Here is a 26,875-nt window from a genome sequence, read left to right as displayed (position 1 = left end):
CCTGCGAAAACCTTCCCCGGCGGGCACCCCGGACGGCGCCGGCCGCGGCCGCCGGCGGTCCGTCCGGGATCGGACTCCGGCCGCATGCGCGGACGGCTGGTAACGTCCAACTTGTGGATCTGCTTCGCGTGGAACACCGTCACGTGCAATTGGCCGACGTCGACTTTTCCGGTCGTTCGTTCGACACTTTCGGCGCCTATGGCGGGTCTTTCCTGCGATGTAACTTCACGGAAACGACATTCGGGAAGTTCAGCGTCGGGCACCAGGGCCAGACGCGGTTCGTCGACTGCACCTTCCGACGCACCAGGTTTCCGCTGGGCAACACATATCTCGGTGATGCGCGCTTCGAAGGCTGCCTGTTCGACCATGCCCGCATCCGCGAGCTTGACACCGAATGCGCCGAATTCGTCGATTGCGTGTTCCGCGGCCGGGTGTGGCACACCGTCTTCTGCGGCGCCCCCGGCGACGGGTGGACCGGACCGCCGGGCCGGGACAGCAACGAGTGGCGCGGCAACGACTTCTCCGACGCCGAGCTCGTCGACGTGGACTTCCGCGACATCGACCTCGGCGCGCAGCGCTGGCCCACCGACGCCGACGAGTACGCACTGATCGACCGCGTCGACGAGCGCACGGCCGAGGCGACCGCCGCGATCCGCGACGCCCCCGCCGGCTCGTGGCCCGACCCGCTGCTCGCCGCGCAGGCGGTCGACTTCGTGCGCACCGGCCGGCCGCGCGACCCGAAGGGCTTCGTGCTGATCCGCCGGCGGGAGCTCGGGCACCGGCTGCCGCCGCAGGTCCGGGACCGCCTGTGGGCACTGCTGGTGACCGCCTACAGCAACGACCAGGAGCAGGCACCCGCCCCGCGGTGACCGCCTACACCGACGACCAGGAGTAGAGCGCCCGGCCCTCGGTGACGGCCGACCGGGCCAGCCCCGCGAGGGCGACGAGCCGCTCCGCCTCCCAGGCCTCCAGCAGATACTCGTCCGCGTAGTCGCGGATCTGCCCGTCGCCGATCCTGGCGAGGGTGTCGACGAGCTCCGCGTTGATCCTGGCCGTCCACGGCCCCAGAAACTCCGCGTCGGGGATGCCGCCGAGCGGCTCGTCCCTGCCGAACTCACTCGGGTCCCGGCCGTCGATCTCCGCGGCGAACTCCTCGACCTCGAGAATCCAGCCCTTGCAGTCGACATACGGCCAGTCGTTGCCGGCGGGGCCGGCGTCGAAGTCCAGCGCGGCGAGCTCCTGCGCGGTGGCGGCGAAGTAGTCCATCATGACGCCCACACCGCTGACACTATCGTGACCGCGCGTCCCCGGCAGCGCTCGTCACGCCTCCCGCGCGCCGAACCAGAGATCGATTCCGAACCATGCCCTGGTCCGGCCGCCCAGCAGGACGACGAGGAACGCCGCCCGCCACAGCAGAAACCAGAAGGTCGCCTCGACGGTGCTGGTCGCCCACGCGTCGAACAGCGCGTGGACGAAGCTGCCGCCGTACACGACCAGCAGCGTCCACCACACCCAGGGCCGCGCCCGCCACATCGCCCACGCACCGGCCAGGTAGGCGAAGCCCAGTACCGCGTACGTCCACGCGGGCAGCCCGGAGTAGGGCCCCTCGTCGGCGGTGAACGCGCACATCAGTGCGCTGACCGCCAGGAACAGCAGTAGCAGGACCAGCACCTTGATCCGCCTCGGCCGGGCGGGCCCCGCCGCCGTCATCTCCGTCACGTCGGCATTGAACCATCCGCGACCCCGGTGGACGGGGCCGCGCGGATGAACGGACGTGGATAGCATGCGCGGCGTGGACGCGCTGAAGGCACACCGGGCCGAGCTGGAGCACCTCGCCGGCGACGACGTACTGCTGGCGGCGGTGCACTGCCAGAAGGCGTTCGGCGCCGAACGGCTGCAGCGCTCGCCGCGGGAGATGGAGCAGCTGCTCGCCGCCCTGCCGCGCGGGGTGAGGGACGCGGCGGCGGCCGCCTACCGGGCCGAGCCGGAGCCCTCACCCGAGAAGGCGTGGGAGCGGGTCGTCGCGGTGCTCGTCGGCGCCGACTCGGTCATCCGGCTCGACGTCGAACGCGCGATCGGCGGGTCGGCCGTCACCGGCGGGGACGACTCGTGCGCGGCCCGCCTCGACCGCGGTATCCGCGACGCCACCATGGTCCACTGCGTGGTCACGGACCGGCGGCTCGTCCTGGCCGACATGACCGACGACCTGCGCGGCTTCCGGCTGCGGGCGGAGGTGCCCCGGGGGGCGGTGCTGCGGGCCCGCCGCGAGGGGAGGTTCCTGCAGCGCGGCCGGGTCGTGATCGACTTCGCCGACCTGTCGCAGCTGGCACTGCTCACGGGCGTGTTCCTCACCCGCCGCGCGGACGAGCTCGTCGCGGCCCTGACCGGGGGCACCCCGCGGTAGGCGTCGACCGCCCTGCCCGCGAGAAGTTGATCACCTTCGCGTTTCGCCGCACCCCCGCTGATCAGCACCGCAGGGGTCCGGCGGGGGTCGCTTCGATTGACACACCGGTACGCCGTCCGTACCGTCCGAAACGAAACGTGACAGTGAACGGAAGCCGGTGCAAGCCCGGCACGGTCGCGCCGCTGTAACCACGCACCCGTGGGAGTCAGACCCGGCCACTGTCACGACAACGCTCGATGGGACGCGAAATCCCGCAGGAGGCTGCACAGATGGCATCGATCTCGGCTCTTCCCACCCCGGTCGCCGCGCCGGCCCCGATCCCGCTGCGGCAGATCCTGCCGTGGGCGACGTTCGGCGTCGTGCTCGCCGTCGTCCTGCTCTACTTCGTCGGCGCCGAGCAGGGCATCACGTCCGTCATCGCCGGTGAGACCGTGCACGAGTTCGTCCACGACGGCCGGCACCTGCTCGGCTTCCCCTGCCACTGAGACGGGGAAGCCGACATGCTCAACGCCCGCACCCTCCTGGTCCGCGGGATGATCGCCGGCGCCGTCGCCGGGGTCGCCGCGTTCCTGTTCGCCTACCTGTTCGGCGAGGGCCCGATCAACGACGCGATCGCGTTCGAGGAGGCCCACGCCGCGCCGCTGCCCGCCGGTGAGCACGAGCACGAGCTCGTCAGCCGCGGCGTGCAGAGCACCGCCGGTCTTGCCACGGCCTCCGTCGTGTACGGGGTGGCGCTCGGCGGCCTGTTCGCCATCGTTGTCGCGATCACCCTCGGCCGGATCGGGCGGATCAGCGCCCGGGCGACCGCCGGGCTCGTCGCCCTCGCCGGGTTCGTCGGGGTGGCGCTCGTGCCGTTCCTGAAGTATCCGGCCAACCCGCCGGCCACCGGCAACCCGGACACGCTGCAGCAGCGCACCGGCCTGTTCTTCCTGATGATCGTCATCGGGGTCGCGACCGTGATCGGCGTCGCCGTCGTGACCCGGTCGCTGCAGGCCCGCTACGGCACCTGGAACGCCGCGACGGCGGCGGTCGTCGGTGGCGTGGTCGTCGTCGGTATCGCGATCGCGCTGCTGCCTGCGGTCAACGAGGTGCCGGACGGGTTCGCCCCGATCCTGCTGTGGAAGTTCCGCCTCGCCTCGCTGGGCACGCAGGCGGTCAACTGGGCCACGCTCGGCCTGCTGTTCGGGTACCTCACCGAGCGCAGCCAGCGTGCGGCGACCGCGGTCGCCGCGCAGCCGGTCGCCGTCTGATCCTGTGGTCTCCACGTGCGGCGGGGCCGTCGGGCTCCGCCGCACGGCCACTTCTCAGCACCATCGAATTAGGTTAGCCTAACCTGGAGTTCGATCTCCGAGGAGGCGACCGTGTCGACGGACGAGATGCAGGCGGGGCCGTTCTCCACCGCGGTGCGCACGCTCACCGGCGGCGTGCACCGCGACGCCGAGCGGTCCAGGTTCCTCGACGACCTCGTCGCCGGGACGCTGCCGCTGACCTGCTACGCCGCCATGGTCGCCCAGCACTGGCACATCTACGCCGCGCTGGAGCAGGCCGCCGACGCGATGCGCGACGACCCGGTCGCCGGCGCGTTCGTCCACGATGGACTCACCCGGCTGCCGGCGCTCGAGGCCGACCTGGACGCACTCCTCGGCGAGGACTGGAAGACGCGCAGCGCACCAGTCCCGGCGACGATCCGCTACGTGCACCGGCTCCGCGACGTGTGCCGCACCTGGTCCGGCGGGTTCGTCGCGCACCACTACACGCGCTACCTCGGCGACCTGTCCGGCGGGCGGTTCATCGCGGCGGCGGTCCGCAAGGCCTACGGGCTGCCCGGCGTCACCGGGACGAGGTTCTACGAGTTCGACGGCATCGGCAGCCCTGCCGCGTTCAAGGCGCAGTACCGCGACACCCTCGACGCCGCCGCGTGGTCCCCGGACGAGCGCCGCCGCGTCCTGGACGAGGTGCTGGTGGCGTACCGGCTGAACATCGACGTCCTGCACGACCTGGCCCTGGGCGGCACGTCGTCCCGGGCCGCCTGAAGGAGCATCCACGATGGGGCAACCGTTCACCGCCGACGTCATCGACGCGGTCCGCCGGCACATGAACGACGACCACGCCGCCGACAGCCTGCTGATCTGCCGCTCGCTCGGCGGGCAGCCGTCCGCGACGGCCGCCGCCATGACCGGCATGGACGGTGACGGCATCGACTTCACCGCCACGGTCGGCGGCGCGCCCGTCGAGGTCCGGGTGCCGTTCGCCCGCCCGCTGACCGCCCGGGCCGAGGTGCGTCCCGAGGTCGTCCGCATGTACCAGGACGCCTGCGCCGCCCTCGGCGTGCCCGCCCGGCACTGACCCACCGGCGGCGGGGCGGCGGGGCAAGGGGCGGCGGGCGAGGGCGGCGCGTTGGATGATGGCGGGATGTGGCCGGCGGAGCAGGTGCCCGGGTGGACCGGACGGCGGCGGTGGTGGGAGGTCGCGGTCCCGCTCCTGCTGACGTTCGGCGGCTGGACCCTCGTCGTGGGCGTGCAGCTGGCCAGCCACTGGCTCTACTACCTGTGGTTCTTCTTCGCCCTGTACGGGCTGCTGCTCGGCGGGGCGGGCCTGATCGCCGTCGCCCTGTCCGCGCTCGGGGTCACGGCCCTGTGGAGGCTCCGCGGGCCGAGGTGGGCGGTGCCCGTCCTGGTGTGCGCCGTCCTGACCCCGCTGGTGCTGCTGCCCGCCTGCTGGTGGCTGCTGCCGGTGGACCTCGGGTACTGAGCCCGGGCCCTCAGTGGACCCGGGCGGGGTCGACGTCGCGCTGGTTGGCGCAGGCGGTGCACTGGACGGTGTGCTTGACCTGCAGCGGGATCAGCGGGATGAAGAACAACGAGAGTTTGAGGGTCCGCTTGTACAGCGGGTGCGCCACCGTGTTGCCGCAGTGCGGGCAGCGCAGGGTCAGCGTGCGCAGGTGCTTCACCCGCCAGCCCCAGCCGAAGATCACCACGCGGCCATCGTAGCGGCACGCCGTCTACCGTTGCCGGGCGCGGCGTTCCGAGGCGTGCACGAGGACCGAGCACCACATCCGGTACGGCCGCCAGGCGTCGGTCACGCGGGCGATCTCGGCGGCCGAGGGAGTGGCCGGCAGGCTGTACAGACGGCGCATGCCCGAAATGGTGAGCTCGTCGCCCGGCAGCGTGTCCACGAGGCCTGCGCCGCGCATCACGATCGCGGTGGCGAAGTAGTCGCCGACGCCGCGCAGCCGGCGCACGTCGGCGAGGGCCTCCCCGACCGGCAGGCTCCGCAGCCGGGCACGGTCGAGCCGGCCTTCGAGGGCCGCCTCCGCGATGCCGTGCAGGCGGCGCACCTTTTCGTCGTCGACGCCCGGGATGTCGGTGATGCGCAGAAGCCGCTGCGGTGCGGGGAACGCGTGCACGGTGACGCCGCCGACCTCGAACGCCTCACCGTGCTCGCGGGCCATCCGCTGCCGGATCGCGCGGCCCTGCTCGATGCGCATCCGGTGCGCGATGATGAAGGCGCAGGCCGCCTCGTACGGCGAGTGGAACAGCACCGGCCGCACGTGCGCGTGCTGCCGCTGCAGCTCGCCGATGACCGGGTCCCGCTCGCCGACCTGCGCGTATCCGCTGCCGTCGACGTCGAGGGACAGCACCGCCAGGGCCTGGCGCCAGGCGTCCTGCGGCCCCTGCCCGGTGACGGTGTCCGGTCCTGTCTGCCGCAGCAGCACGGCGGCGGAGTGGGTCCACCCCTCGACGGGGAACGCCATGATGATCGTGCGGTCGTCGCCGACCGGCCGCATCCAGCCTCCGAAGTACTCGCTCTGCCTGGCCATGTCGTACGGGCCGGTGATGTGCGCTTCCATGCCCCGCAGCATGGACTCTTGAACAAGACACCTGCTGTCATGTTTCGCGGATAGTCTCGGCGGATGCGCGCCGATCGCCTGTTGTCACTGGTCCTGCTCCTGCAGGCCCGCGAGCTCGCAACGGCTCCGGACCTGGCCGCCCGGCTCGGGGTGTCGGTGCGGACCGTCATGCGCGACGTCGAGGCGCTGAGTTCCGCCGGGATCCCGGTGTACACCGCACAAGGGCGCGGCGGAGGAATCCGGCTGCTCGACACGTACCGGTCCGGCCTGGCCAACCTGAGCCGGGCGGAAGGCGCGGGCCTGGCCGTCGGGCAGTCCCGCCTCGCGGGCGAGCTCGGCCTCGGCGACGCCCTCGACACGGCCATCGAGAAGATCACCGGCGCCGGCGGACAGGCATTGCGCGGCGGGCTGTCCCAGGGCCGCCGGCACGTCATCGTCGACGTCGACCCGTGGATGCGCGCCGGCGAGCCCGTGCCCCTGCTCCCCCGCATCCACGACGCCCTGCTGCGTGGCGTCTGCCTGTCACTCGACTACCAGGACAGCGACGGCTCCCGCTCGCAGCGCACGGTGGCGCCCGCCGGCCTGGTGGCGAAGGCCGGGATCTGGTATCTGATCACGTCGGAGCCCGCGCTGGTGCGGGTGTCGCGCGTGCGGTCCTGCACGGCGCTGCCGTCGCCGGCGGTCCTGCCGGCCGACTTCGACCTGGACGCGGCCTGGGCGATGCTGCGGGACAGGGTGGAGGTGCGGCCGCGCGCGCTGTCCGTCGTCGTGGCGGCGGCGCCGGACGCGGTCGCCATGGTGCGCCGGCTGCTCGCCCGTCACCTGGACCCGTCCGACGACGGCCGCGCCGCTGACGTGCGGCTCGCGTTCGCCGGGCCGTCGCACGCGGTCGGGAGCCTGCTGGGGCTCGGCACGCGGGTGGAGGTGCTCGACCCGCCGGCGGTCCGCGATGCCCTGCGGACCGCCGCGCAGGCAGTGGCAGATCTCTACTCGCCGCGAACGGGCAGCTCGCTGAGCAGGGTGAACTCGAACTCGATCTGACTGGCGTCCGCCGCGTCGTCCGGGGTCACCAGGTAGGACTCGACCCGGAAGCCCAGGTTGAGCACGTCCGCGGCCCGGATGTGCTCGACCAGCTCCTCCGCGGCCGTGAAGTAAGCGGTGTAGATGACCGACGGCCCGTCGTTCAGCTCACCGACGGTCTCCTCGGCCTCAACGTCGCCGGGGGTCTCAGCTGCAATGTCAACAGTCACGAGCGGGGAGCGTACGCGCCCCTGTGGTACACCGCACCACGGGCGGGGAAATGTCGGTGGTCGCCAGTATGCTCTGGTCGCTTGGTAGGAAGATCAGACTGGGAGCACCGACCACATGCAGCTGCGACGCATCATCCTGGCCCTGTCCGCTGTCGTCGCGCTGACCGCGGCCTGCTCCTCGGACCCCGGCTCGACGTCCGCAGCCGGCTCGTCCGCCCCGTCCGCCGTCGCCTCCGCCCCTGCCGCCGGCGCGAGCGCCGCCGCGAGCCAGCCCGCCGACGTGAAGGCCAACACCGAGGCCGTGTGCAAGGCCGTCATCGCGGCATACGACAAGGAGAAGGAAGAGCTCACCGCCATCCTCGGCGAGGTGATCATGGCCAGCGTCAAGGAGGACAAGGCCGCCCTCGCGACCGCCAAGGCGAAGGGCCAGGTCGTCATCGACCGCCTCGACACCGCGGTCGACGCTGAGCTCGCCAAGGCCGCGGACCCGCAGGCCAAGGCCGCACTGCGGAACTTCGTCACCGCCTTCTCGAAGATCCTGGCCGCGGACAACTTCGCCAACAGCGACTTCGAAGCAACCCTCGACAAGGCCACGACCGAGGCCACGAAGTACTGCCCCGCACTGACCGCCTGACCGCCGCCCGCCTGACGTTGTTCGCCCGCCTGACGCGTGCGGTGGTGAAGACCTGCCACTGCGTTGTGCCTGGGGCGAATTCCGCTTGAGTGGGATCGTGGCGGGTACCACCTCCGGATCGCACCACGCGGAGGAGGGGCGAGGTCATGGTGGACGATCTGGGGGCCGGTGGCTCGGGGCGCGCCGGTCCGGTGCACGGTGCCGGCGTGGCGACGCGGCTCGTGTGGCGGCCGAGCGACGGCGGGGACGTCAGTGTGGTCGGGCGGGCGCGGGCTTGGTTGCGCGCGGCGTTGCCGACGCTGGTCGGGCGGAGCACCCGCCGGTATCTGCACGACGACACCGAGCTGTTGCTGTGCGAGCTGGTGACCAACGCGCTCGTGCACGGTGGGGGTGTCACCGCCGTCGAGCTGCGGCATGTCGGGCAGGCGTTGCGGGTCAGCGTCCGCGACGGCGGGGCGGAGGCGCCGATCGTCCGTGATGTGCCGCCGGACGCGGACTACGGTCGCGGGCTCGCGCTGGTCGAGGCGCTCGCGAGCCGGTGGGGTGTCGACCGCAGCCACGCCGAGCCGGGCAAATGCGTCTGGCTGGAGCTGCCCGTGCACCCGGGCGACACCGGTCAGCGATTGACGTAGGCGGCCAGGCCGCCGAGGTCCTCGGCGGACCACGGTCGCGGGCTCACGCTGATCGAGGCGCTCGCGAGCCGGTGGGGCGTCGACCGCAGCCACACCGGGCCGGGCAAATGCGTCTGGCTGGAGCTGCCCGTGCACCCGGGCGACACCGGTCAGCGATTGACGTAGGCGGCCAGGCCGCCGAGGTCCTCGCTGGCGATGAAGACGGACCGGACGTTCATGATGGCTTCCTCGACGTGGGCGGGGCAGCCCCAGGCGGCGTCGCCCCACGAGTCGGCAATCTTCAGCTCGGCGGGGGCCGGGCAGCCGGCGGAGCCGCCGAGCTGGCAGTGGGTCGGGTGGGGCGCGGGAGCCTGTGCCTCGGCGGCGGTGCGCATCTGCGCGGCGAGCTCCGCGGCGGCCGCGGCCCGCTCCTCGGCCGCGGCGCGCAGGTCGCGCTCCGCCGCGACGGCCTTGGCCAGGGCGTCGTGGGCCGCCTTGGCGCGCGCCTCGGCGGCCAGCTGCGCCTGCTCGATCTGGTGGCGCTCGATGGCCAGGGCGGCGGTGCCGGCGAAGACACGGGCGAGCGCCAGGTCGGCGTCCTGCGGGACGCGCGGCGTGCGGTGATACATGGCGAACGTGCCCAGCAGGCCGCCGTCGCGGGCCAGGATCGGGGTGGACCAGCAGGCGGCCAGCCCGGCCCTGCCGGCGAGGTCCCGGAAGTCGGCCCAGAACGGGTCGGTGGTGATGTCGGTGACGATGACCGGTTCGCGCCGGTGGGCGGCGGTGCCGCAGGAGCCGACGCCCTCGCCGGTGGCGATGCCGTCGATCGCCGCGTTGTAGAAGCCGGGCAGGCTGGGGGCGGCGCCGTGGCGCAGGTGCAGGCCGTCGGGGTCGGCGAGCAGGACGGAGACGAGGACCTCCTGCCGTGCGAGGCTCTCGATGGAGCGGGCCATCCCGTCGAGCACCTCGGTCAACGGCGCCTGGCGGGCGATCTGCTCGAGCAGGACGCGATGCTCGGCCATCAGCCGCTGGGCGTGCCTGACCTGGGTGGTCTCCACGCCGACGACCTGGATCCCGGTGACGTCGCCGGCGGCGTCGCGGCGCGGCTCACACGTGAAGTCGAAGAACGCCTCCCGCAGGTCCAGCTCGATCCGCACGTCGCGGTCGGTGCGGGGCTCGCCTGTGCGGTACACCTCATCCAGCAGCTCGACGAAGCCCGGACCGGCCATGAGCGCGTCCGCGACGGCGGAGAACGCCGGGTTCGCCGTCTCCACCAGGTGCTCCGGCCCGCGCAGCGACGCGAACAGGGCGATGGACTGCCCGAACAGCGCCCGAAGGTCCTCCGAAGTCATGCCGTGCTGCCTCTCATCCATCCGCCTTCGCGTGGAACGCACGAAGCCGCACCAACCTACGGTACGGAGCGGGCAGCCGCAGGGGGACCGCATCCGGCGGGCCGCCGGGGTCCTGCCAGGGGCGGCCTCCCGGCCTGGTCGGGTGCGTGCCCGTGACACCCGTGACCAGCGAATACAGGCTGGTCTCGGCCGCGATGAACAGCCGGTTGCGTTTGGCGCCGCCTCGGGAGACGAGGGGCGCGGGCGGTGGCTATCCGGTCACGGAGTGCCCGCCTGCCAGGATCGTCTGATAGCGGCCGATGTAGTCGGCGTCCACGGCAGGCAGCGGACCCTTGTCGTGGTCGGCGAACCACAACTCGTTCTCCAACCAGAACCGGCACAGGAACGTCTCGAACGACTCGCCGCAGAACACGAGCGCCTCCGGCCCGCCCTCGGCATCCTCGGACTCGTCCTCGTCCGGGTCGTAGAACTCCGGCGAGCACAGCACGGCGTGGTCGCTGCCGTCGGCGGTGACATACAGATACCAGAACAGGCAGCCCTGCTGGTCGGCGAGGAACCTGACCAGATAGCCGTCGGCGCCAGGCGCCCGGACCGGCGCCTCGCTGACGTCGACATAACACGCGGTGCACGACCGGACCCGCTGCTGCAGCGCCGGATCGCCCAGGAACCTCACGAACGCCGGCGGCAGGGTGATGCCCCCGGCCGCGCAGGCGGCCTCCAGCGCCGGCAGCTCGGCCGCCGGCGAGGACCCGATCCCCCATTCGCCGGGTGCGGGCTGCGCGGCGAGCCACGCCAGGTCACCGGTCATCGGGAACGGCACCGGCGGCAGCTCCTCGAACGAATACCTGCCGTAGGTGTGCCACGTGTCCCGGCCGAGGCCCCACCAGAATGGACGAAACGGCGAATCCTCTGCCCGCACCGGACCTCCTCGCATCAACCTGAGGCCGCCAAGATAACGCCGGGGTACGACAAGAATCGCGTGAGCCAACGCGGGGGCCGGTGCGCCGCCCGCGTGGTGCGGCGGGTGTCACGCCACGCGATCCACGCCGTGCGCAGCCGCGGTGAGGTGACGGCCTCGCCGCGGCGCCGCGCCCGCAGCTGCCCGACGAGCCATCCGGGGGCGGCGGCCTGCTCGACGGCGAGGCTCTTGGTGAGCAGGTGGCCGGTCCGCAGCGCGTACCGGCCACGCGCCATCGACGTGAGCCCCAGATCGGCCATCATCGGGTCGAGGAAGATCCACGGCCGGCGGGCCGCCCACGTCCAGTAGCCGACCAGTTCGGCGCGGGCCGCGTCGCGGACGTCGTCGCCGGTCATGGCCGGCAGCAGCTCCCGCGGTCGGCGGCCGAAGGTGGCGTACCCGTGCAGGACCAGCTCGGCCCTGGTCACGCCCGACACGATGCGCCGCACCAGCTGCCCGTGCGTCCACGTCGGGTGGAGGGCACCGGCGTCACCCAGCGTGGCGGCGCAGACGTAGGCGCAGCCGAGGTCGAGGCCCGCGGCCGTGGTCGCGTCGAGGCGCCGGTGCAGCGCGGTCAGCTCCGCCTGCCGGGCGTCGCCGACGGGTCCGTCGGTGACGGCGACCAGGTCGAGGTCGCTGACGCCCGGCAGGTAGTCGCCGGTGGCCAGCGAACCCGCGACGAGCAGGTCGCTGACCCAGCCGAGGGCCCGCAGCCCGGCGCCGAACTCGGCGAGGGCTACCGCGTGGTCGGGCATGTCCAGCGCACCATGTCGTACGGTCCCTTGAGGTCGAGGTCGGTCTGCAGCTGCGGCGGCATCAGGGTCCCGACCGCGGTGGCACCGTCAGCGGTGATGCCGGCGGAGAGCAGCAGCGGTGCCCGGGCCGGGTCCAGGGCCGGCAGCGGCGTCACGGTCCCGCCGCGCCAGACCGACGGCGTGCCGGTGGCGTCGCGGCCGACCCCGATCATGACCCCGGTCGCGCTGACGGTGAGCGGCGCGAACCCGTCCAGCTTCTCGAACCCGCCCGACACCAGGTTCCATCGCAGATATCCGGCCGGCGGATCGAGCCCGGGGCCGGACGACGACAGCGTGTGATCGTATCCGCCCGGACCGATCGCCCACGGGCCCGCCATCGCCGTCGCCCCGGTCGTTTCGTTCTCCTCCGGGGCCGGGATCGGGAGCATGGCGCCCGTCCCGTCGGCGTTCCATCGGAACGGCCGGCTGAGGACGTACACGTCCCGGTGGATCCGCACGGTACCGATGATGACACCGTCGTCCGAGATGGCGTTGGCCTCGTGCTGCCACCAGTCCGCCCGGCCGGACTCGAGCAGCTTGAACCCACCGGTGGCGGGCCACAGGACCGGCAGGTCCTCGGTGCTGCCGCCGAGCTTCGGCAGGTCGTTGCCGGAGACGACGCCGACGATGTCGCCGTGCGCGTTGATGCCCCGGGCGGCGCTGAACATCGTGCCCGCCGGGGTCGGCAGCATGCTGACCTTGCCGTCGCGGTACACCGCCGCCTGCCTCGCGCCGGTACTGCCGGGGGCGGTGCCGGCGACGACGCCGCGGGTGTTGACCGCGATCGGGGAGAACGACCTCGCCGCGGCGGGCCGGCTCAGCCCGCCGTCGGTCCAGAGCAGCAGGCCGGAGGTGTTCGTGCCGGAGGAGTACCGGCCGACGATGTACTTCCCCGACGGGTCGATCGTGGTCACCACCCGGCGTGCCGCGTCGACCCCGGCCGGCGCGGGCAGCGGCTCGGCCGTGCACGTCAGGGGCGGGTCGGTCGGCCGTACCGCTGACGGCGACGGCCTCGGCGGAGCGGGCTGGGTGTGCCGGTCCGGCGCCGCGACCGCGACCGCGACGAGGACCAGCGCGGTGGCGACCCCGGCGGCCGCGACGATGCGCAGGCGCCGGTTGCGGACCTTCCGGCGCGCGGTCACGATCACACCCTCGGCGCTCAGCAGCGTCGGCGTGACGTCCTCCCCGGCCGCGTACGCGCGCAGGGTCTCCTCGGCGCTCACAGGGAACTCCTCAGCCGCAGCTCGCCGATGTCCCGCAGCGTGCGCAACGCCGCCGCGGTATGGCTCTTCACCGTGTTCTCCGACCGCCCGATCGCCGCCGCGACCTCGGCGATCGGCAGGTCGCACAGGAACCGCAGCACGATCACCAGCCGCTGCCGCTCCGGCAGCCGGCGCAGCGCCTGCCGGATGGCGAGCCGGTCGTCGACGAGCGTGTCCCCGCCCTCGACGGCCGCGTCGGGCGCCTCGGCCCGCAGGAAGACCTTCGCCCACGGGCGGCGCTGGTCGGCCAGGCACGCCCGCACCACCATCGTGTGCACGTACGCGTCGAGGTTGTCCAGCTGCCCGCGCCGCGACCAGCGCCGGTACAGCGTCGTCAGCGCGTTCTGCACCGCGTCCTCGGCCCGGTGCCCGTCGCCGAGGACCAGGTACGCGGCCCGGTACAGCCTGGGCAGCCGCGACCTGACGTACTCGACGTACTCGCGCTCATCGTCGGCCTCCACCCGTGCGGTCCCCTTCCATGGCCTACCCACGGCCTCTCTGACCAGTAGATGCACGGCGATGCCGGAAAGGGTCAGTCCCCGGCCAATTCTGTCAACCTCGGATCCGGGGCGCCGGAAGCGCAGCAGCATCCCCGCGCGGATCGTCAGCTCCCGCAGCTGCTCGTCGGTCAGCGGTTTCGCCTCGACGGTCGTCATGAGTTCCTCCTCGTGCCGGCCGGACCGCCACCGCGGCGATCCCCCTGCATCGAGCCTCAGCCGTCCGGACCGGCCTTAACGGAACTTGACACAACTGGCCGCCCTACCGCCGGCCCAGGGCGGCGTACACGGCGGGTGGCGGGTCTGCCGAGCTCGTCATGGAGCTTGCCCGTCCCGCGATGACGCTACGATCGAGGTGTTCGTCACCGTCGCTGGTCCACCCACTCCACGGGGGTCGCCATGCAGCACGCGCAGCCGGATCTCACCGTCGGCGAAAAGCTGAAGTTCTATCGGCAGCGGTCCGGCAAGTCCCGGACGGTCGTGGCCGGGCTGGTCGGGCGGTCCGCCGAGTGGGTCAAGGCGGTCGAGAACGGCCGGCTGCTGCCACCGCGCCTGCCGATGCTCAACCGGCTCGCCACTGCCGTCAACGTCACGGTCGCCGACCTGCTCGACAACACCGAAGCGCCCGGCGAGGCGTTCGACGGGCCCAGCCATACGGGCCTCGCCGAGGTGCGCTCGGCGATGAACACCTTCTCCGTTCCCGACGCACCGGCACCACCACTGGAGCACCTGGCGGATCGGCTTGCCACGGCATGGCGCGTCCGGCACGGCTCACCCGACCATCGGACCGCTCTTGCCCGGTTGCTGCCCGGCCTGCTGCGCGACGCCCAGCACGCCGCCCGGGTCCACGACGGTGCGCAACGGCGCCGCGCGCTCGCGCTGCTGACCGAGGTGTACATCCTCACGCAGATGTATCTCGCCTACCAGTTGCCCGCCGCCGACCTGCTGTGGCGGTCCATCGACAGGGCGATGCTCGCCGCGCAGGAGTCCGGCGATCCGCGCGCCATCGCCGGGGCCACCTGGGCACACGTCCAGGCACACCGCGAATCCGGCGACTGGGACGCTGCGATGCGCATCAACCTTGACGGCCTCGCCCTCGTGGAGCGGCACCTCGCCGACGCCGAACTCGTCTCGCTGTCCGGCGCGCTGCGGTTCGAGGCTGCGTTCACCGCCGCACGGACCGGCGAGGCGGGCACCGCGCTGCGGTTCCTCGACGAGGCGGGCCGGGTCGCCGACCGCCTTCCACAGGGCCACTACCAGCCGTGGACGTCGTTCAGCCGGGTCATCATGGGCGCTCACGCGGTAACGGTCGCGGTGGAGCTGCGCCAGCCGGGAGAGGCCTTGCGCGCCGCCCACCGGACCGCCGCGGCGTCGATCCCGTCACGCCCACGCCGTGCGCGGCACCTGGTCGAGGTCGCCCGCGCTCATCACCTTCGCCGCGACCACGGGGCCACGGCCGACGCCCTCACGCACGCGTTCGCGTCCGCACCGGAAACGGTCCGATACAACGGATATGCCCGAAGGATGACCCTCGACCTGCTCGAGGGTCCCACCCAGGTGCGCCCCGCCGCACAGCAGTTGGCGGTCGGGCTGGGACTGCCGACCTAGGGGTACGAACTCTACCCACTGCCACGCTCCGCATACCGGAAGGTAGCGGGACGGCCGTGCCCGGCGGAGAGCGCGGCGTCGTGGCAGGAGTGTCGAATGGACGTCCAGGTTCACCCCGCTTGGTGCGCACGCAACGCATGCACGGCGTACGGCGTGGAAGGCGACCGAAGCGAGCAGTTCGAACGGTGGCACCGCTCGGACCCGCTGATCATCAAGCGCGGCGACCCAGCCGTCGGCATCTTCATCCACAAGTTCGCCGAGCCGGACGGCAGCGATGAGCACATCGAGCTGGCGGCGTTGGCGTTGCCTACGGTTGTGCCGTGGTATCTGGCCGAACCGGTCGCCGACACGACGATCCTGCTGCCCCTGCACTCGGCCGACGCGGTGTGGCGCGCTGTGGCCGAGCTGTCCTGAGGAGCTGGCCTACTCGTACTGGTGGCGGGCGGTCGGCAGGCCGCGGAAGTAGCGCAGGTTCTGGCAGATGTCGCAGGCGCACACGCCGGTGGTGATGAGGTCAGTGATGCGTTCGCGGTCCCCGCCCGTCGCCGACAGGGGGCGGGTGGACTCGTCGAGGGCGTAGAAGCGCAGCTCGTGGTCGTCGGCGGGGGTCGCGGTGGCGATCGTGTGGCCGAGGCGTTCCTGGCCCGGGTCGGTGAAGTGGTGGAAGAAGACCTCACCGGCGCCGCCCGCCAGGCGGGAGCGCAGCGCCTCCTCGACGTCTCCGGCCACCGGCGGGGTCAGGTCCACGCCGTGGCGGGTGGCGGCCTCCGTCAGTGCCGGCCAGCGGTCCAGGACGGTCATGGACGCCCAGTGCTGACAGGCGTGCATTTCCACGACGCACAGGCCGGCCGCGTCGCCGAACGAGTACAGCAGGGCGTCCGCGGCGGCGGACCACGTGCCGTCGGCGAAGCCGTCGGACTCCTGGAAGTGCAGGTAGTGCGAGAGGATCTCCTCGCCGGCCGACGTGTCCGCCAGCCGGGACATGCGGTCCGCCAGGATGTCCCAGACCTCGCGCAGCAGCGCGCCGGCGTCGGACGGGGTGCCGGCGAAGCCGATGTGCAAACCGAGAGCGCCCACGGGGCGACACCGTACCGGGGCAGCCGCAGCGAACGCGAGCGGGTCCGTGCGGTAGCATCGACGCCGCACGATGCCATGGGAGCCGGGCCGGTGCAGTCCCCCAGCACGCCCCTCTCCCATAGGAGTTCGCGCTCATGTCTTCGCGTTCCATGTTGTACGCCACCCTCGCCGCCCTCATCGTCGCGGCTTCCTTCGTCGTGGCAGGGCCGGCCGCTTCGGCGGCGGCGCCGGTGCGGATCATGCCGTTGGGCGATTCCATCACCGCCGGGCCGGGATGCTGGCGCGCCAAGTTGTGGCAGCGGCTGCAGACCAGCGGGTATACGAACATCGATTTCGTCGGCGGGGTGTCCGACGGCGGCGGTTGCAATCCCGGGTACGCCTACGACTTCGACCACGAGGGGCACGGTGGGTTCTCGGCGACCGGGATCGCCGACAACAATCAGCTGCCGCCATGGCTCGCCGCGGCCCGTCCGGATGTCGTACTGATGCATCTGGGCACGAACGACATGTGGGGCGGGTACATCCCGACGGCGACGAAACTGACAGCGTTCACGAAACTGGTCGGGCAGATGCGGGCGCAGAACCCGGCCGTGAAGGTGATCGTCGCGCAGATCATCCCGATGAGCGCCGGCGCGTGCGCGACCTGCCCGGCGGACGTGGTGGCGCTGAACTCGGCGCTGCCGGGCTGGGCGGCGGGCCTGACGACGGCGCAGTCCCCGGTCGTCGTCGCAGACCTTTGGACGGGCTTCGATGCGGCAACCGACACGGGCGACGGCGTGCATCCCAACGACGCCGGCTTCCAGAAGATGGCGGACCGGTGGTTTCCCGTGGTCACGCGGGTGCTGGACGGCGTGACCCCCACCGCCTCGGCCTCTCCCTCCGCGTCCCGGTCCGTGACACCGTCGCCGTCCCGGTCCGTGTCCCCGTCGCCGTCCCGGTCCGTGTCCCCGTCCGCGGGGGCCCGGTGCACCGCTGAGTACCGGATCACCTCGCAGTGGGGCGGGGCGTTCCAGGGTGAGGTCACCGTGCGCAACACCTCGGCGGTCGCGTCCTCCGGCTGGACGGTCACGCTCGGCTTCACCGGCGGGCAGCAGATCAGCCAGGCATGGAACGCCTCCGTCACCCAGACCGGGTCGACCGTGACCGCGCGCAACGTCTCGTACAACGGCGGCCTGCCGCAGTCCGGGTCGACGTCGTTCGGCTTCCTGGCGAGCTGGAACAACACCACCAACCCCGCCCCGGCGGTCACCTGCACGCTCACCTGACGTCGGCAGGGTGCCACCAGCGTGCCGGTCCACGCTGGTGGCGACCGACCCGGCACCGGCCCATCCGTGCGCCGCGTGTAATGGCGGAGGACGGAAGCGGAAACATTCGGGGTGGACGCTGCGCGGTGTGGAGATCCTGGTGGTGACCGCGGTGACGCAGCCGGTGCTCGTGCCCGCGGCGCGGGTGTTGCCGGCATTGGACCTGTTGGCGCACACGCGGCGGGTGGCCGGGTTCGACGTGCGGGAGTGCGCGTCCGGGGCGGAGCCCGACGTGGTGCTCGTGGACGCGCGGCGGCAGTTGGCCGAGGCGCGCGGCTTCTGCCGGACGTTGCGGGCGAGCGGGTTGCGCACGCCAGTGCTCGCCGTGGTCGAGGAGTCGGGGCTCGTGGCGGTCGCCGCGGACTGGGGCATCGACGACGTGATCCTGGCGGGTGCCGGGCCGACGGAGGTGGAGGCACGGCTGCGGCTGGCCACGCAGGCGGCGAAGGCCGCCGTCCGGGCCGCGAACAGCCAGATCACCGCGGGCGCGCTGAGCATCGACCCCGACACGTACGCCGCGAAGCTCAAAGGCCGGGCGCTGAACCTGACCTACAAGGAGTTCGAGCTGCTGCGGTTCCTGGCCCAGCACCCCGGCCGGGTCTACACCCGCGACCAGTTGTTGCGCGAGGTGTGGGGGTACGACTACTTCGGCGGCCACCGGACCGTGGACGTGCACGTGCGGCGGCTGCGGGCGAAACTCGGCAGCGAGTACGAGTCGATGATCGGCACCGTGCGGCAGGTCGGCTACACGATGGTGCTGCCGACCAGGACCGAGACCGAGCTCGAGCCCGTGGTCCTGCAGGCCGAGGCGGTCCTGCAGCGCGCGTGAGCCGGCCCGGCCGGATCCAGGGCAGCCCAGTGGGGCAGGTCACATCGGCGGGTGTCACGTTCCGGGGACGGCGGGCGTCCTTGGACGCATGTCTGCTGCTTATGTCACGCTCACGATCGTGGCCGCGTTCCTCACGGGGAGCGCCGCCGTCACGTACCTCATCGGCCACGAATACCCGAAGGCGCAGGCCGACCTGAAGCGGATCCCGCGGAAGTTCGTGCCGGTGCTGGGGGCGCTGCTGGCCGCGGGGTCGCTGGGGCTGCTCGCGGGGTTCGCGGTGCCGGTGGTCGGGACGATCGCGGCGGCCGGGCTGGTGCTGTACTTCATCGGGGCCCTCGTCGCGCACCTGCGGGTCGGGTCGCGCGACCTCGTCGGATGGGCGGTGTTCTCCGTGACGGTGGTCGCCACCCTCGCGGTGGGCCTTGCCCACAACTGGTGACGTGACCGCGGCGGCCACGCCCGTCGTGCGCCCACGCCCACCGAAGAGCCCGCCAAAGGCGCCCATGGTCCGCACACCATGGGCGCGCCGTCGCACGCTCACCGTCCTCCAGCGTATGGCGTCGGCACGGCGGCGCCGCCCGAACACGAAAGATCGTGCCGGGCCGCACCCGCGGCATAACCGCTGGATCGCCGGGTAGCGTGCCGCGGTGAACGCACGGACGAGTGAGCCAGGCGTCGGGATCACGCCGAATCTGTTCGGCATCGCATACGGCCTGACCGGCCTGGCCGGCTGCTGGGGATACGCCGCGGTGCTGCGGTTCGCGCCCGCGCTCGTCTCCGACATCCTGTGCGTGCTGGCGGCCGCGGTGTGGCTGACGCTCCTCGCCGGGTACGTCATGCAGGTGCCGCGGCGACCGGGCGGCTGGACCGCCGAGCTGTCCCACCCGGCGCTGGGACCGTTCGTCGCGTTGATCCCGATCGTCGGCATGCTGCTGGCCATCGGGCTGATGCGGCACGAACGCGCGGCGGGTCAGTGGCTCTTCGGGGTGTTCGCCATCGTCACGATCGTGCTGGCCGGGTGGCTGACCGGCCAGTGGATCGCCGGCGGCCTCGACCTGGACAAGCTGCACCCCGGATACGTGCTGCCCGCCGTCGCCGGGGGGCTCATCGCGACCATCGGCGCGGCCCTCGCCGGCTGGTCAGGCCCCGCCCGGGTGCTCTTCGGCCTCGGACTCGTGTCGTGGCTCGTCATCGAGTCGATCGTGCTGGCCAGGCTGTGTTTCCGCCCCCCGCTCCCCCCGCAGCTGCAACCCACCCTGGCGATCCAGGCGGCCCCGCCCGCCCTCGCCGGCCTGGCGTACCTGGCCGTCAACCACGGCAAGGTCGACGCCGTCGCCCTCGGGCTCGCCGGCTTCTCGCTGCTGACGGTCATCGTCCAGCTCCGGCTCATCGGCGTGTACCGCCGGCTGCACTTCAGCTCCGGATTCTGGGCCTTCGCCTTCCCCTACGCGGCCGTCGCCACCTTCGCGCTGCACTGGGTCGCCTACGCGCACCCGCCGGGCTACCGGATCTGGGCCTGGGTCGTCATCCTCGCGATCACCGCGTTCGTCGGCGCGCTCGCGGCGGAGACGACAGCGGCGCTCGCCCGGCACCGCTTCCTGCCGCAACTGCGTTGACCGTGAGGATGTAGGCGAGCGGCCGCGGGCACCGTGCCCCCGGTCGCGTTCTCCGTCGCGATGCACCGGCAGGCCGCCGCGCACTCGTTGCGGTGCGGCTGCCCGCTCAGCTAGCCGGGCGTCCCGGAGGAGTTCCGGCGCCGCCTGTTCGAGCGGCTGACCCGCGCCGACCGCGACGCCAGCAAGGTCAAGGGCACCGGGCTCGGCCTGTACATCGTGCGCAACCTCGCCCAGGCCAACCACGGTGACGTCACCCACCAGCCGAACCCCGGCGGCGGCTCGGTCTTCACCGTCGACCTGGAGGCCGCCACTTCTGGACTGGTAGGTCCATTTTTCTCGCGGCACAGTCGGTGGCGGCGGCCGGTCCTGGCCGCCCGCACCCGAGAGGACCGCATCATGCACCACTACTACCTGCTCGGCCGGTCGGGGCTCCGGGTCAGCCGGCTGGCGCTCGGCACCATGAACTTCGGCGTCGGCGGCTTCCACGCCGCGTACGGCAGGACCGCCGAGCAGGCCGAGCCGATCTTCCGCCGATACGTCGAATCGGGCGGCAACTTCGTCGACACCGCCGACTTCTACACCGCCGGTGAGAGCGAACGCATCCTCGGCCGGCTGATCGCCGCCGCCGGCGTCCGCGACCGGCTCGTGCTGACCAGCAAGTTCACCAACACCGTCGACCCCACCGACCCCAACGCCGGCGGCAACGGGCGCAAACACATGATCCGCGCGCTGGAGGCGTCGCTGCGGCGGCTCGGCACCGACCACCTCGACCTGTACCTGCTGCACACGTGGGACCGGATCACCCCGGTCGAAGAGGTCGTGCGGACGTTCGACGACCTGGTCCGCGCCGGAAAGATCCGCTACGCCGGGCTGTCCGACGTGCCCGCCTGGTACGCGGCCCGGGCGCAGAGCTACGCGGAGGCGCACGCGCTCACCCCGATGGTCACGGTGCAGCTGCCGTACTCGCTGATCGCCCGCGGCATCGAACCCGAGTACCTGCCGATGGCGCAGGCGCTCGGCATGGGCATCACCGCGTGGAGCCCGATCGGCGGCGGCCTGCTCACCGGCAAGTACCGGCGCGGCGAGGGCGGCCTGACCGGCGAGGGCCGGCTCGCCGACAGTGCCGCCAAGGACGCCGACTGGAAGGTGATCGACGCGCTCGGACGCGTCGCCGGGGAGCTGGGGCGCAGCATGGCGCAGGTCGCCGTCAACTGGGTGGTCAACCGGCCGGGTGTCGCGTCGGCGGTCATCGGCGCGAGCAGTGTCGGGCAGCTCGACGACAACCTGGCCGCGCTCGACTTCGAGCTCCCCGGGTCGTTGCGGCAACTGCTGGACGAGGCAGGTGAGCTGTCACTGGTCCCGCCGTACGCGATGTTCACGCCGCGGTACCAGTCGTGGATCGTCAGCCCCGGTCTCGGCATCGGCGACAAGCCCGCCGGCTACGCGCCACCCGTGTTCAACGGCGCGTGACCCGGGGCGCCCGCGGGGAACCTACCCTGGGGGCGGTCCCGGGGTCCGCGCGCGAGCGCCGCCAGCGGATCCCACGGGGCATCACGGGGGTACCACCCGGAAGGAGCAGACAATGGTCGGCCACAAGGCAGCGATCGCGCTGCCGCGGGTCGCGGACGTCGGTCCCGCATGACGCTGACGAGCAAGGGCGCGCAGACCCGGGCGCGGATCGTCGCCGGTGCCGCCGCGGAGATCCGCGAACGCGGCGTCGACGAGGTCCGCCTCGAGGACGTGCTGGCCCGCACCCGCACCAGCAAGAGCCAGCTCTTCCACTACTTCCCGTCCGGCAAGGAGGCGCTGCTGCTCGCCGTCGCCCAGCACGAGGCCGACAGGGTCCTCGCCGACCAGCAGCCGATGCTCGGCGACCTGACCTCCTGGCCGGCGTGGGAGCAGTGGCGCGACCGGCTGGTCGCCCGCTACCGCGAGCAGGGCACCCAGTGCCCGCTCAACATCCTGCTCGGCCACGTCGGCCGGCGTACCCCGGCGGCGCAGGCCATCGTCACCGGCCTGATGCACCACTGGCAGACGGCGATCGCCGACGGCATCCGCCATCTGCAGACCACCGGCGACGTCCCGGCCGTCGTGGACGCCGGCCGCACCGCCGCGGCCGTGCTCGCCGGCATCCAGGGCGGCGTCCTGCTCCTGCTCGCCACCGGCCGCACCGACCATCTCGAAGCGGCCCTCGACCTGTCCCTCACCGCCCTCCGCGCCGGCACAGCGGTCCGGGCGGTCACGGGACCGGAAGGGCGGTAGTGCGGCTGGGGCGCCCCGCCTGGCTCGATGACCAGCCGCGGCCGGCTGCTCGTGCCGGTCGGCCCGGCACGAGCAGCGTGGGTGGTCAGGCCGTTGTCAGGCGACGGCGGTGCCCTCGAGCTCGACCAGCTGCCCGGGGATCGCCAGCCGCGTCACGCCGAGCATCGTCGTGGCCGGCGCCACCCCTGCCGCACCCAGCCGCGCCGCCAGCACGCCGTACTGCGGGAACAGCTGGTCGACGTCGGTGGTGTAGACGTTGAGCCGGACCAGGTTCGCCAGGGACATGCCGGCCTTGCCGAGCACCGCCTCCAGGTTGTCGAGGCTCAACGCCAGCTGCGCGGCCATGTCACCGTCGTGCCGGGGTCTGCCGTCGCCGCCCGTCGACGTCTGCCCCGAGCAGTACAGGGTCCGGGTCTGCCCGGAGACGACCTCACCCTGGTTGAAACCCAGCTCCACCGACCACGTCCACGGGTTGACCGCCGTACGTTCCACTGCCACATCTCCACTCGCTCGTCTCCGACGTCCTGCGCGTCGTACGGGATGAGCCTCGCAATGAATGACGACATCCTGTGTCGTGTATTCCGGTACGGTTCTGCGAATGCGCGCCGACCGCCTGGTCTCCCTGGTGCTGCTGCTGCGCCGGCGCGGCCGGCTGTCCGCGGCGGTCCTCGCGCGCGAGCTGGAGGTCTCCACCCGCACCGTCCTGCGCGACATCGAGGCGTTGTCGGCGGCAGGTGTGCCGGTCTACGCCGAACGCGGCCGGCACGGCGGGTTCACGCTCCTGCCCGGCTTCCAGACGGAGCTCACCGGCCTGAACCACGACGAGGCGCTCGCCCTGCTGGTCGCCGGCTCACGCAGCGGCGCGCAGGCGTTCGGGCTCGGCTCGGCGCTCGCGTCGGCGATGCGCAAGGTCCTCGACGCGCTGCCGGAGCACTACCGGGCCACCGCGGCCGGCGCCGCCCAGCGGCTGCTCATCGACCCGGAGACCGACCTGCTCGCCCGTCGCCTGGCCGCGGAGGACGTGCCGGACACCGCCATGGCCGCGATCCGGCGCGCGGTCCTCGCCGGGCACCGGCTGCGCATCCACTACGCCCCGGTGGACCGGTCCCCGACGTGGCGCACGGTCGACCCGATCGGCCTGGTCACCGTCCGCGAGCAGGGCTACCTGCTGGCGACGCGGGCCGGCGCGGACCGCACCTACCGCCTGTCCCGCGTCCTGGCCGCCGAGGAACTCCCCGAGCCCGCCCGGCGCCCGGACCGGGTCGACCTGGACCGCGCCTGGCAGGAGCGCAGCACCCGCTTCCGCACCGGCGGCGACCAGGTCGTCGTGCGGCTCCGCCTGCACCCCGCCCGCCGCGAGGACCTGGTCGCCACCGCGCTGGCCGTCCTCACCGAAGCACCCTCGGCGGACGGCTGGCTGCGGATGGAGGTCGCCTTCCAGGACTCCAGGCACGCCGAATGGGCCCTGTGGCAGCTCGCCACGAACGCCGAAGCCCTTGCCCCGCAATGGCTGCGCGCGTCCCTGCACCGCCGGGCCACGGCCGTCGCCGCCCGCTACCGACCCGCGCCGGACGCCGCCGTCACCGACATGTAGGCACGCGGAACCGCCGGGATCCTGCCCGGCACGCGTGCCCCTGCGCCGCGTGCGGGACTGGGACGGCGTCGGGTTGTCGACAGCCAACGGCCTTACCAAGTGCGCGCTTCGACCGTGGAAGCAGGTACAGGGGGAGGTGATGAATCGATGATGCACATTCGGCTGCTCGGTGAGGTGGCGGCGCGCGTGGGCGAGGTCGCCGTGGACCTCGGGCATGAGCGGCAGCGGTGCGTGCTGGCGGCGCTGCTGGTGGAGCCGGGGCGGCCGGTGCCGGTCGACGTGCTGCTGGACCGGGCGTGGGGTGACCGGCTCCCCCGCCGGCCGCGGGACGCGCTCTACAGCTACGTGTCGCGGCTGCGGCAGACCCTGGCCGTCGGCGGGTGCACGGTGCTGCGCAGGCCGGCCGGATACGTCGTGGAGATCGACCCGCTCGGCGTGGACCTGCATCTGTTCGACGATTTCGTCCGCCGCGCCGGTACCACCGGCGACGGCGAAGCGCTGGAACTGCTCGACGCGGCGCTGCGGCTGTGGACGGGGGACGCGTTCGGCGGGCTCGACACGCCGTGGCTGAACGCGGTCCGTCGTGACCTGCACCGCCGCCGCCGGACCGCGGAACGCACCAGGGACGATCTCGCGCTGCGCCTCGGGCTGCACGCGACCGTGGTCGACGGCATGATCGCCAGGGCCGACGCCGAGCCGTTCGACGAGAGCCTCGCCGGCGCCGCGATGCTGGCGTTGTACCGGTGCGGCCGGCGCGGCGAAGCCCTGAGCCGCTTCGACGGGCTGCGCCGGGAGCTGGCCGAGCACCTGGGCATCGAGCCGGGCGACGAACTGCGCCGCCTGCACCGCCGGATGCTGCTCGCCGACCCGGCCCTGACCGCGCCGCGACGACCGGTGACGCCGCGGCAACCGGAGGAGCCGCGGCAGGCGACCACCGCGCCGCAGCAGCTGCCGGCGGCACCCTGCGCGTTCACCGGCAGGGACGGCCATCTCGCGGAGCTCACCGCCGCGCTCACCACCGGCACCGGCGTGGACGACGGCACCGCGGCGATCGTCGTCATCGGGGGCGCCGGCGGGATCGGCAAGACCTGGCTGGCGCTGCGGTGGGCGCACGAGCACCGGCGCAGGTTCCCCGACGGGCAGCTCTACGTGAACCTCCGCGGCTTCGACCCGGCCGGCGAGCCGCTGTGCCCCGCCGCCGCCATCAGGGCGTTTCTGGCCGCGCTCGGCATCGCCGCGGAGACCCTCCCGGCGGGCCTCGACGAGCAGGCGGCGCTGTTCCGGCGGCTCGTCGACGGCCGGAAGATGCTGGTGCTGCTGGACAACGCCCACGACAGCGCGCAGGTCGTGCCGCTGCTGCCGGGGTCGGCGGCGGTCGCGGTGCTGGTGACGAGCCGGCGGCGGCTGACCGGGCTCGTCGCCGCCCACGGCGCCCGGACCGTGACCCTCGGCTGCATGAGCGGCGCCGACGCGGCCGAGCTGCTCCGGGCCCGGCTCGGTGCGGCCCGGGTCGCGGCGGAGCCACAGGCGGTCGAGGCGCTGCTGCCGCTGTGTGGCGGGCTGCCCTTGGCGCTGGGCATCGTCGCGGCGCGCGCGGCCACCGACCCGCACTGCCGCATCGCCGGCCTCGTCGCCGAGCTGCGCGCCCGCCGGACCCGGCTCGACGCGCTCGACGCCGGCGACCTCGCGGTCAGTCTCCGCGCGGCGATGGCCGGGTCGGTGCGGCACCTGTCGCCGGAAGCCGGGCGGTTGTTCGGCGATCTCAGCCGAGCCCCCGGACCGGACGTCAGCGCGGCGGCGGCCGCGAGCATGACCGGCTGCGATCCCGCCGCGCAGCGGGCCGCGATCCGGGAGCTGCTCGACGCGAGTCTCATCGCGGAGGAGGTCCCGGGCCGGTTCCGGATGCACGACCTGGTCCGCCTGTACGGCATCGAACGGGCCGGCGACACCGCCGGCGCCACGGCGCGGCTGCTCGATCACTACGTGCACAGCGCCTGCGGGGCGGCGTTGCGCCTCGAACCGCTCCGCGACCCGCTGCGGCTGCCGGAGCCGCTGCCGGGCGTCCGGGCGGAGACGTTTGCGGACAGCGGTCGCGCCCGTGCGTGGTTCGCCGCCGAGGACCAGGTGCTGCGGTCCGCCGTCAGGTATGCCGACGGCGCGGGCTTCCACCGGCACGCGTGGCAGCTCGCGTGGGCGATGGTCTTCATCCTCGACCAGCGCGGCAACTGGCACGCGGAGGTCGACGTCCACAAGGCCGCCCTGCGCTCGGCGCTGCGGCTCGGCGACGACACGGGGATCGCGCACTCGCACCGGGGGCTCGCCCGCGCGTACACGTGGCTGCGCTGCTTCGACGAGGCACGCGTCCACCTGCGGGCGGCCCTGGAGGCGTGCCTGCGGCGGGGCGACCTCGCGGGCCAGGGGTTCGCCTACCGTGGCATGGCCCGGGTGTCGGCGTGGCAGGGCCGGCCGGAGCGGGCCATCGCCGACGACCGGCGCGCCCTGGCCGCGTTCGAGGAGGCGGGCCACGACCACGGCCGCGCGCAGACGCTCAACGCGCTCGGCTGGCACCACGCGCACCTCGGCGAGCACGCGTCGGCGGTGCAATGCTGCGACCGGGCGATCGCGTTGCACCAGCGGCTCGGCGACCGGCACGGCGAGGGCATCACCTGGGACACCCTCGCGTACTCGCGGCACCGCAGCGGCATGCCCGAGGAGGCGATCCGCTGCTACCGCAAGGCGGTGGTGCTGCTGCGTGAGCAGAGCGACCGCTACCTGGAGGCGGTCGTGACCGGGCACCTCGGTGACACGTTCGCCGCGCTCGGCAGGACCGCCGACGCCCGTACCGCCTGGCTGTGCGCCGCCGAGCTCCTCGCGACGCTCGGCCACCCGGACGCGCGGACCGTGCGGGCGAAGGTCGCCGGGCTGGCCCGCACACAGCCCGAGCCGACCCATACATAGACGGCGTGGGCCTCG

Annotated in this window: 32 protein-coding genes, 1 pseudogene and 1 riboswitch; of the genes and pseudogenes, 21 read left to right on the top strand and 12 right to left on the bottom strand. The window is 73.0% G+C overall.

The features are described 5' to 3' along the window. Nucleotides 1-416 precede the first annotated feature (416 nt). Nucleotides 417-869: a hypothetical protein gene (locus tag ABZS58_RS12950; protein WP_354780767.1), complete on the top strand. Its 453-nt coding sequence runs from the start codon at nt 417-419 to the stop codon at nt 867-869. Between the two features lie 4 nt (nt 870-873). Here the strand turns inward: ABZS58_RS12950 and ABZS58_RS12945 are convergent, their stop codons facing one another. Then, complete coding sequence (locus ABZS58_RS12945; protein ID WP_354780765.1) at nt 874-1,278, bottom strand: hypothetical protein; 405 nt, start codon at nt 1,276-1,278, stop codon at nt 874-876. 42 nt (nt 1,279-1,320) lie between these two features. Next, entirely contained in the window at nt 1,321-1,719 is a 399-nt protein-coding gene (locus ABZS58_RS12940) for a hypothetical protein (RefSeq protein WP_354780763.1), read from the bottom strand. A 73-nt stretch (nt 1,720-1,792) separates the two neighbouring features. On the opposite strand from ABZS58_RS12940, the gene ABZS58_RS12935 reads away from it, so the two are divergent. The 6 genes from ABZS58_RS12935 to ABZS58_RS12910 all read left to right on the top strand — a co-directional run bounded on the left by ABZS58_RS12935 (nt 1,793) and on the right by ABZS58_RS12910 (nt 5,155). Continuing rightward, complete coding sequence (locus ABZS58_RS12935) at nt 1,793-2,404, top strand: hypothetical protein (protein WP_354780761.1); 612 nt, start codon at nt 1,793-1,795, stop codon at nt 2,402-2,404. A 99-nt stretch (nt 2,405-2,503) separates the two neighbouring features. Beyond that, nucleotides 2,504-2,636, top strand: a riboswitch (cobalamin riboswitch). A 37-nt stretch (nt 2,637-2,673) separates the two neighbouring features. After that, nucleotides 2,674-2,889, top strand: a complete 216-nt coding sequence (locus tag ABZS58_RS12930; RefSeq protein WP_354780759.1) for a CbtB domain-containing protein — start codon at nt 2,674-2,676, stop codon at nt 2,887-2,889. Nucleotides 2,890-2,904: 15 nt separating this feature from the next. Further along, the gene (locus tag ABZS58_RS12925) at nt 2,905-3,654 is read left to right on the top strand and encodes a CbtA family protein (RefSeq protein ID WP_354780757.1); all 750 of its coding nucleotides are present in this window, start codon (nt 2,905-2,907) and stop codon (nt 3,652-3,654) included. A 111-nt stretch (nt 3,655-3,765) separates the two neighbouring features. Continuing rightward, entirely contained in the window at nt 3,766-4,437 is a 672-nt protein-coding gene (locus ABZS58_RS12920; RefSeq protein WP_354780755.1) for a biliverdin-producing heme oxygenase, read from the top strand. A gap of 13 nt (nt 4,438-4,450) precedes the next feature. Continuing rightward, nucleotides 4,451-4,750, top strand: coding sequence for a DUF2470 domain-containing protein (locus ABZS58_RS12915; protein ID WP_354780753.1), 300 nt, complete (start codon nt 4,451-4,453; stop codon nt 4,748-4,750). Between the two features lie 66 nt (nt 4,751-4,816). Continuing rightward, the gene (locus ABZS58_RS12910; RefSeq protein WP_354780751.1) at nt 4,817-5,155 is read left to right on the top strand and encodes a hypothetical protein; all 339 of its coding nucleotides are present in this window, start codon (nt 4,817-4,819) and stop codon (nt 5,153-5,155) included. Nucleotides 5,156-5,165: 10 nt separating this feature from the next. Here ABZS58_RS12910 and ABZS58_RS12905 read toward each other — a convergent pair whose 3' ends face one another. Further along, on the bottom strand, nt 5,166-5,381 hold the full coding sequence (locus tag ABZS58_RS12905) for a zinc-ribbon domain-containing protein (RefSeq protein ID WP_354780749.1): 216 nt from the start codon (nt 5,379-5,381) through the stop codon (nt 5,166-5,168). A gap of 24 nt (nt 5,382-5,405) precedes the next feature. Beyond that, on the bottom strand, nt 5,406-6,254 hold the full coding sequence (locus tag ABZS58_RS12900; RefSeq protein ID WP_354780747.1) for a hypothetical protein: 849 nt from the start codon (nt 6,252-6,254) through the stop codon (nt 5,406-5,408). Between the two features lie 63 nt (nt 6,255-6,317). Between ABZS58_RS12900 and ABZS58_RS12895 the strand changes: the two genes are divergently transcribed. Next, complete coding sequence (locus ABZS58_RS12895) at nt 6,318-7,295, top strand: WYL domain-containing protein (protein WP_354780745.1); 978 nt, start codon at nt 6,318-6,320, stop codon at nt 7,293-7,295. Here ABZS58_RS12895 and ABZS58_RS12890 read toward each other — a convergent pair. Further along, on the bottom strand, nt 7,241-7,504 hold the full coding sequence (locus tag ABZS58_RS12890; protein WP_354780743.1) for a hypothetical protein: 264 nt from the start codon (nt 7,502-7,504) through the stop codon (nt 7,241-7,243). The two genes, ABZS58_RS12895 and ABZS58_RS12890, sit on opposite strands and share 55 nt — an antisense overlap. A gap of 115 nt (nt 7,505-7,619) precedes the next feature. Between ABZS58_RS12890 and ABZS58_RS12885 the strand changes: the two genes are divergently transcribed. Further along, a complete protein-coding gene (locus ABZS58_RS12885; protein WP_354780741.1) occupies nt 7,620-8,138 on the top strand; it encodes a hypothetical protein in 519 nt (172 codons plus the stop codon). 146 nt (nt 8,139-8,284) lie between these two features. Beyond that, nucleotides 8,285-8,770 carry an ATP-binding protein gene (locus tag ABZS58_RS12880; protein ID WP_354780739.1) on the top strand — a complete coding sequence of 162 codons (486 nt, stop codon included), beginning with the start codon at nt 8,285-8,287 and terminating at the stop codon, nt 8,768-8,770. Between the two features lie 149 nt (nt 8,771-8,919). Here the strand turns inward: ABZS58_RS12880 and ABZS58_RS12875 are convergent, their stop codons facing one another. The 5 genes from ABZS58_RS12875 to ABZS58_RS12855 form a co-directional block, all read right to left on the bottom strand. Further along, on the bottom strand, nt 8,920-10,101 hold the full coding sequence (locus ABZS58_RS12875) for a GAF domain-containing protein (RefSeq protein ID WP_354780737.1): 1,182 nt from the start codon (nt 10,099-10,101) through the stop codon (nt 8,920-8,922). Between the two features lie 250 nt (nt 10,102-10,351). Continuing rightward, entirely contained in the window at nt 10,352-11,020 is a 669-nt protein-coding gene (locus tag ABZS58_RS12870; RefSeq protein WP_354780735.1) for a hypothetical protein, read from the bottom strand. A 14-nt stretch (nt 11,021-11,034) separates the two neighbouring features. Beyond that, nucleotides 11,035-11,814, bottom strand: coding sequence for a nucleotidyltransferase domain-containing protein (locus tag ABZS58_RS12865; protein WP_354780733.1), 780 nt, complete (start codon nt 11,812-11,814; stop codon nt 11,035-11,037). Continuing rightward, complete coding sequence (locus ABZS58_RS12860) at nt 11,796-13,076, bottom strand: hypothetical protein (RefSeq protein WP_354780731.1); 1,281 nt, start codon at nt 13,074-13,076, stop codon at nt 11,796-11,798. Before ABZS58_RS12860 ends, ABZS58_RS12865 begins: the two co-directional genes overlap by 19 nt. Beyond that, the gene (locus tag ABZS58_RS12855) at nt 13,073-13,771 is read right to left on the bottom strand and encodes a SigE family RNA polymerase sigma factor (protein WP_354780729.1); all 699 of its coding nucleotides are present in this window, start codon (nt 13,769-13,771) and stop codon (nt 13,073-13,075) included. Before ABZS58_RS12855 ends, ABZS58_RS12860 begins: the two co-directional genes overlap by 4 nt. Nucleotides 13,772-14,011: 240 nt before the next feature. On the opposite strand from ABZS58_RS12855, the gene ABZS58_RS12850 reads away from it, so the two are divergent. Together ABZS58_RS12850 and ABZS58_RS12845 are read left to right on the top strand one after the other, a co-directional pair. Next, nucleotides 14,012-15,220 (top strand): helix-turn-helix transcriptional regulator, encoded by a 1,209-nt coding sequence (locus ABZS58_RS12850; protein ID WP_354780727.1) that lies wholly within the window; start codon nt 14,012-14,014, stop codon nt 15,218-15,220. A gap of 96 nt (nt 15,221-15,316) precedes the next feature. Beyond that, nucleotides 15,317-15,634, top strand: a complete 318-nt coding sequence (locus ABZS58_RS12845) for a hypothetical protein (RefSeq protein WP_354780725.1) — start codon at nt 15,317-15,319, stop codon at nt 15,632-15,634. Between the two features lie 9 nt (nt 15,635-15,643). Here ABZS58_RS12845 and ABZS58_RS12840 read toward each other — a convergent pair whose 3' ends face one another. After that, complete coding sequence (locus ABZS58_RS12840) at nt 15,644-16,297, bottom strand: hypothetical protein (protein ID WP_354780723.1); 654 nt, start codon at nt 16,295-16,297, stop codon at nt 15,644-15,646. 134 nt (nt 16,298-16,431) lie between these two features. Between ABZS58_RS12840 and ABZS58_RS12835 the strand changes: the two genes are divergently transcribed. The 7 genes and pseudogenes from ABZS58_RS12835 (at nt 16,432) to ABZS58_RS12805 (ending at nt 22,308) form a co-directional block, all read left to right on the top strand. Beyond that, nucleotides 16,432-17,562: a cellulose binding domain-containing protein gene (locus ABZS58_RS12835; RefSeq protein WP_354780721.1), complete on the top strand. Its 1,131-nt coding sequence runs from the start codon at nt 16,432-16,434 to the stop codon at nt 17,560-17,562. Nucleotides 17,563-17,689: 127 nt separating this feature from the next. Further along, complete coding sequence (locus ABZS58_RS12830; protein ID WP_354780719.1) at nt 17,690-18,430, top strand: response regulator transcription factor; 741 nt, start codon at nt 17,690-17,692, stop codon at nt 18,428-18,430. An 88-nt stretch (nt 18,431-18,518) separates the two neighbouring features. Further along, entirely contained in the window at nt 18,519-18,869 is a 351-nt protein-coding gene (locus ABZS58_RS12825; protein WP_354780717.1) for a DoxX family protein, read from the top strand. Nucleotides 18,870-19,077: 208 nt separating this feature from the next. Then, nucleotides 19,078-20,046, top strand: a complete 969-nt coding sequence (locus tag ABZS58_RS12820) for a hypothetical protein (protein ID WP_354780715.1) — start codon at nt 19,078-19,080, stop codon at nt 20,044-20,046. A gap of 126 nt (nt 20,047-20,172) precedes the next feature. After that, nucleotides 20,173-20,340, top strand: a pseudogene (locus ABZS58_RS12815) (ATP-binding protein); the annotation flags it as partial. Between the two features lie 102 nt (nt 20,341-20,442). Continuing rightward, on the top strand, nt 20,443-21,516 hold the full coding sequence (locus ABZS58_RS12810; RefSeq protein WP_354781017.1) for an aldo/keto reductase: 1,074 nt from the start codon (nt 20,443-20,445) through the stop codon (nt 21,514-21,516). 168 nt (nt 21,517-21,684) lie between these two features. Beyond that, nucleotides 21,685-22,308 (top strand): TetR/AcrR family transcriptional regulator, encoded by a 624-nt coding sequence (locus tag ABZS58_RS12805; RefSeq protein WP_354780713.1) that lies wholly within the window; start codon nt 21,685-21,687, stop codon nt 22,306-22,308. A 96-nt stretch (nt 22,309-22,404) separates the two neighbouring features. On the opposite strand, the gene ABZS58_RS12800 is transcribed toward ABZS58_RS12805, so the two are convergent. Continuing rightward, complete coding sequence (locus ABZS58_RS12800; protein ID WP_354780711.1) at nt 22,405-22,800, bottom strand: RidA family protein; 396 nt, start codon at nt 22,798-22,800, stop codon at nt 22,405-22,407. A 106-nt stretch (nt 22,801-22,906) separates the two neighbouring features. Between ABZS58_RS12800 and ABZS58_RS12795 the strand changes: the two genes are divergently transcribed. Both ABZS58_RS12795 and ABZS58_RS12790 read left to right on the top strand, forming a co-directional pair. Next, nucleotides 22,907-23,902 carry a WYL domain-containing protein gene (locus ABZS58_RS12795; RefSeq protein WP_354780709.1) on the top strand — a complete coding sequence of 332 codons (996 nt, stop codon included), beginning with the start codon at nt 22,907-22,909 and terminating at the stop codon, nt 23,900-23,902. Between the two features lie 147 nt (nt 23,903-24,049). Beyond that, nucleotides 24,050-26,860: a BTAD domain-containing putative transcriptional regulator gene (locus ABZS58_RS12790; RefSeq protein WP_354780707.1), complete on the top strand. Its 2,811-nt coding sequence runs from the start codon at nt 24,050-24,052 to the stop codon at nt 26,858-26,860. Nucleotides 26,861-26,875: the final 15 nt, after the last annotated feature.

This window comes from Dactylosporangium sp. NPDC005555, from assembly GCF_040605635.1.
In the GTDB taxonomy this organism is placed as follows: Bacteria; Actinomycetota; Actinomycetes; order Mycobacteriales; family Micromonosporaceae; genus Dactylosporangium.
Note: the sequence above shows the minus strand (reverse complement) of the source record. Positions and strands in the feature narration are given on the sequence as shown.